General features: G+C 67.3%; 6 protein-coding genes. 3 read left to right on the forward strand and 3 right to left on the reverse strand.

Annotated elements, in window-relative coordinates; all coding sequences use genetic code 11:
- Positions 1–105: 105 nt before the first annotated feature.
- From ABTZ94_RS36425 to ABTZ94_RS36435, 3 genes are all read right to left on the reverse strand, one after another.
- Positions 106–297, reverse strand: coding sequence for a hypothetical protein (locus ABTZ94_RS36425; protein ID WP_351207559.1), 192 nt, complete (start codon positions 295–297; stop codon positions 106–108).
- Between the two features lie 22 nt (positions 298–319).
- Complete coding sequence (locus ABTZ94_RS36430) at positions 320–496, reverse strand: hypothetical protein (RefSeq protein WP_351207561.1); 177 nt, start codon at positions 494–496, stop codon at positions 320–322.
- 538 nt (positions 497–1,034) lie between these two features.
- Positions 1,035–1,490, reverse strand: coding sequence for a VOC family protein (locus ABTZ94_RS36435; RefSeq protein ID WP_351207563.1), 456 nt, complete (start codon positions 1,488–1,490; stop codon positions 1,035–1,037).
- Between the two features lie 271 nt (positions 1,491–1,761).
- Here ABTZ94_RS36435 and ABTZ94_RS36440 point away from each other — a divergent pair, with 271 nt between their 5' ends.
- The 3 genes from ABTZ94_RS36440 (at position 1,762) to ABTZ94_RS36450 (ending at position 4,038) form a co-directional block, all read left to right on the forward strand.
- A complete protein-coding gene (locus ABTZ94_RS36440) occupies positions 1,762–2,196 on the forward strand; it encodes a VOC family protein (RefSeq protein ID WP_351207565.1) in 435 nt (144 codons plus the stop codon).
- Positions 2,197–2,339: 143 nt separating this feature from the next.
- Positions 2,340–2,726, forward strand: a complete 387-nt coding sequence (locus ABTZ94_RS38100) for an ATP-binding cassette domain-containing protein (protein ID WP_502967371.1) — start codon at positions 2,340–2,342, stop codon at positions 2,724–2,726.
- A 1-nt stretch (position 2,727) separates the two neighbouring features.
- The gene (locus ABTZ94_RS36450; protein ID WP_351207567.1) at positions 2,728–4,038 is read left to right on the forward strand and encodes a hypothetical protein; all 1,311 of its coding nucleotides are present in this window, start codon (positions 2,728–2,730) and stop codon (positions 4,036–4,038) included.
- The last annotated feature ends 65 nt before the right edge of the window (positions 4,039–4,103 follow it).

Below are 4,103 nucleotides of genomic sequence, written 5' to 3' on the forward strand. Positions count from 1 at the left end.
TGGAGCCATGAATCCCACCGCAAGACCGCACGAGCCCGCACCGTCGAGGACCTCATCGCAGCGTAACCAACCGGCCACCCGACAGGCTCTGAGGCGGTTCAGCCGTCAGCCAGCCGGGCACGGCGGCGTATACGGAAGCTGCGGAATATGCCGTTTCCACTGCTGACGGCTCAGGGCACCGGCGCTGCTCTTACGGATTCGCCGGATCGCGGCGTCGACGATCAGATTCCACAAGCCGGCGACGCCGTCGTCGGCCGTGGCGGCGAGGGTGCGCCCGTCGGGGCTGAACGCCAGCACGGAGACGGGCCGGTGGTCACGGTCAGAGGCACAGGATTCCCTGGTCCTCGGTCAGGGCGGGCCGTATCACCTTGACCGCGACGGGCCGCCCATCGGCCGCGCGGCCTGCGTAGACCGCGCCCATGCCGTCGGACCCCAACCTACCGAAGAGTGTGTACGGACCGATCCGTTCCGGATCGCCCGCCTCAAGTCGCTCCAATGCCTTGTCCCCCAATCGGTCGGCGTGCAACGAGACCCTCGGCCTCCGGCGGCCGGGGCCTGCCGGCTGAGGCATTGCTGCCCTCGCCGAAACCTCCTCCGCCCCCTCATACCCACTTCAGTACCCGGTACATGACGTTCCGTCAGTCAGTCGGTCATCTTTTGACCGCGTCCGTGAGGTACGTCGGTCTGCTCCAGGGCCGGCCCACCCTGTTGACGTGCCGCTTCCGCGAGCGCCGTCAGTCGTTCCCGCGAGACGTCCCTCTGCCCTGAGCGCCAAATCCTTGCCGGTCCCAAGAGCGAGCCGGCGCACCACCAAGCCCGTCCGGCAACCGAGGAGAGCGCACCCGTCATGACCGAACAGTCCCGCACATCGCCGATGCCGCCGACGTCCGAGATCCAGCTCTCCGCAGGTCCCGTGGACTATCAGGACACCGGCGGCGACGGCCCCGTGGTCGTCCCTCTCCGTCCGCTACGAGGCGACTGTGCTGGTCGCAGCCGTGAACGAGTGGCTGTGACCAGCACCGTCGCAACGGCCCTCAGACGATGTCGAATTCGTTGCCCTCGGGGTCCTGCATGGCAGCGGCGTACAGCCCCATGTCCGGCTCATCCTTAATCCGCAGCACGGTGGCACCAGCTTTGACCAGCCGCTCCACCGTAGCCTTGACCCGCTGTGTGCGGACGTCCAGTGGGACGTCACGGCCCCCACCGACCTTCAGGTCGAAGTGCCACCGGTTCTTGGCAACCTTCGGCTCCGGAACCTGCTGAAACCACACCCTCGGTCCACGTCCCGCGGGATCGATGATCGACTCCGGAATATCCCCGGCACCGGCCGGCAGCTCTGCCTCAGGCACCCCCACCGCCGCCCAGTAAGCACGCCACGTGGCGTGCCCGCCCGGCGGAGGCTCAGGCACGTAGCCCAGGGCCTCGGCCCAGAAAGTCACCATTTTCTGCGGATCGGAGCAGTCGATCGTCAGCTGCAGCGTCATCTCCATGCTCAGAGCATCCCAGGCAGGTCTGACAGACGATCCACTTTCGATACACCTAAGGGCTGTCCCGTAACTGATCTTTGGCATGAGGGGAATTGGTCAGGACTGAGTCCAGGGGACAGCCGGTGGGCTCCCGCCGCCAGGGTCGCGTCGTTCTCGTGGACTGTCCGGTTTGATCACTTGGTATCCAAGGGTGTCTCAGGGCCCGACGGGGTTGCGGGCAGCTCCTCTGGAGAAATGAACGGCAGCGTCTCAAGTCCCTTGGTACGGTGCACCGATGTCAGCGATCAAGAAGTTCCAAGTCACCTTTGACTGCGCAGAACCTGAGCGTCTCGCTCGTTTCTGGTGCGAGGTGTTGGGGTACGTCGTACCGCCGCCACCAGAGGGTTTTGCCACTTGGGATGATTTCAAGCGTTCACAGCCGCCTGAGCAGCGGGATTCATGGTTCGCCTGCATGGATCCCTCGGGTGTGGGCCCGCGACTGTACTTCCAGCGCGTTCCCGAAGGGAAGGCCGCCAAGAACCGGCTGCATCTTGATGTGCGGGTCGGCACCGGTCTCGTGGGTAAGGAGCGCCTCGCCGCACTTGAGGCCGAATGCGCACGACTGGTCCCGCTCGGTGCGGTACACGTGCAAACGCTGCTGGCCGATGACGACAACGAGTCGTGCATTCCGATGCAGGACATCGAGGGCAACGAGTTCTGTATCGACTGAGCATTCTCCGAGCCGGAGATCTGGGGAGCCGCCTGTCCTGGACCTCTCTGGTCTCGCACGAGGCGAGAGCTATCCCGTGAGGGCGAGGTTGTGCAGCCGGGTGATGCCGAGCATGGCAGTACAAGAAATAAGGTGACTCGAAGGTGCTGGACGGCGCGTCGCTGGAGATCCGCGCGGGAGATGCGGTCGCGGTGATGGGGCCCTCCGGCTGCGGCAAGTCCACCCTGCTCAACATGGTCGCGGACAGGGGCTGGGACGGCCCGGATTCTAAAGGCCAAGTCACTGGCCTCCCTCCGGGATCGGTCTCGCGCGGCGGCTCTGCGGCTTGTTCCGGCCCAGGGGGCCTCGACCAGCTAGGACTTGTCCGGTCGATCACGTGCGGAGCCAGATGGCGAGGGGTGCAGCGAGTCCGTGGCCTGACGTGCGCTCCGCACGCGATCAACCTGCGGACCCAATGTCAGTGCGGATCACTACAGTTGCTCCGCCGACCGCGCCCGTGCGGCCGGATCCGTTCTCGAAGGAGCTCCTAAGGTGCGTATACGAAGACGTGCGGCGGGTGTCGCACTGGTCCTGGTGGCCACGTCGTTCAATCTGCTCGGTGCCCCCGGCACGGCAGCGGCACAGCCCCAGATCGGCATCGTCCTGCCTGTGCGGTCGCACTGGCAGACCCTCGCCGACAGCCGCCATGTGTACGTCAGCGCGCCCGGCGACGACGCGGTGCTGGCCACCGACCACGACGGGCAGGTCGTGAAGAAGGTGGAGGGTCTCGACGGGGCGCGGGGCATGGCCGAGTCGGCCGACGAGTCCACCCTGTACGTGGCGCTCCCGGACGCTGACGCGATCTCCGTCATCGACACCGCGACCTTGACCGAGACGCGGCGCATCTCAACCGGGGCCGACACCGAACCGGAGAGCCTCGCCCTCGTCGGCGGCCGGCTGTTCTTCGGCTACCAGGCCACCGTCTTCGACGCCGGCATCGGGTCGGTCGCCATCGCCGAGGCGACCCCGACCGTCATCCTGGACGACAACCCCGTCTGGTACGGCAAGCCGCGACTCGCCTCGTCGTCGGGCGCGCCCGACCGGCTCGTCGCCGCGGAGAGCCAGGGCGCGCTGGGCATGCGCGTGTACGACGTGGGCTCCGGCGCGCTCCAGGAGACCGCCTACAGCGACGCCATCGCCGATGTCGAGGACGTGGCGGTGACGCCGGACGGCAGCAGTGTGATCACCGCGAACGGGTCCAACTACTACCACCAGCGGTGGCGCCTGTCGGACCTGACGGAGGAGGCCCAGTACGACACCGGCCCCTATCCCAACTCTGTCGCTGTCGACTCCCACGGCACGGTCGCCGCGGGGATCGTGGCGGGAGGGGAGTGGGACGTCTACGTCTACCGCCCGGGAGAGACCGCCGCGTACCGCACGGTCGCGTTGTCGCCGGGGCACGCGGACCTGCTCGACCGAGGCGTGGCCTGGGCGCCCGACGGCAACAGGCTGTTCACCACCCGCTTCCCCTACTCGGGCGAGGTCGTCCTCGACATCGTCACCGACGTCGCCAAGGCATCCAGCACGATCACTCTGTCCGCCCCGCCGACGAACCCCGTCGGCACGCCAGTCACCGTGACGGGGAAACTGACCTCGCTGGTCCCCTTCCCCAAGCGCGGAGCGGTCACGGTGACGCGCGACGGCGTGGAGCTGCCGGATGTGAAGGTCGGGTGGGAGGGCACCTTCAGCTTCAGTGACACCCCGCCCGACTGGAACACGTATCCCCAGTACACGGTCACCTACGCGGGCGACGCCCGGCATGTGCCCGGCACGGCGACCGTCATGGTCGAGTTCGTCGGCTGACCAGGCCGGGCAGTTTGCCCGAGCCCGTCACAACGGTGGGGGGCCGGTGTCCCGGAGGACACCGG

The sequence above is a fragment of the Streptomyces sp. NPDC002785 genome, from assembly GCF_040295565.1.
Classification (GTDB): Bacteria; Actinomycetota; Actinomycetes; order Streptomycetales; family Streptomycetaceae; genus Streptomyces.

What these genes read in the sequence shown, in the direction of transcription:
- ABTZ94_RS36435 (WP_351207563.1), bottom strand. Translation starts at nt 1,490, where the DNA reads ATGGAGATGACGCTGCAGCTGACGATCGACTGCTCCGATCCGCAGAAA.
- ABTZ94_RS36440 (WP_351207565.1), top strand. Translation starts at nt 1,762, where the DNA reads ATGTCAGCGATCAAGAAGTTCCAAGTCACCTTTGACTGCGCAGAACCT.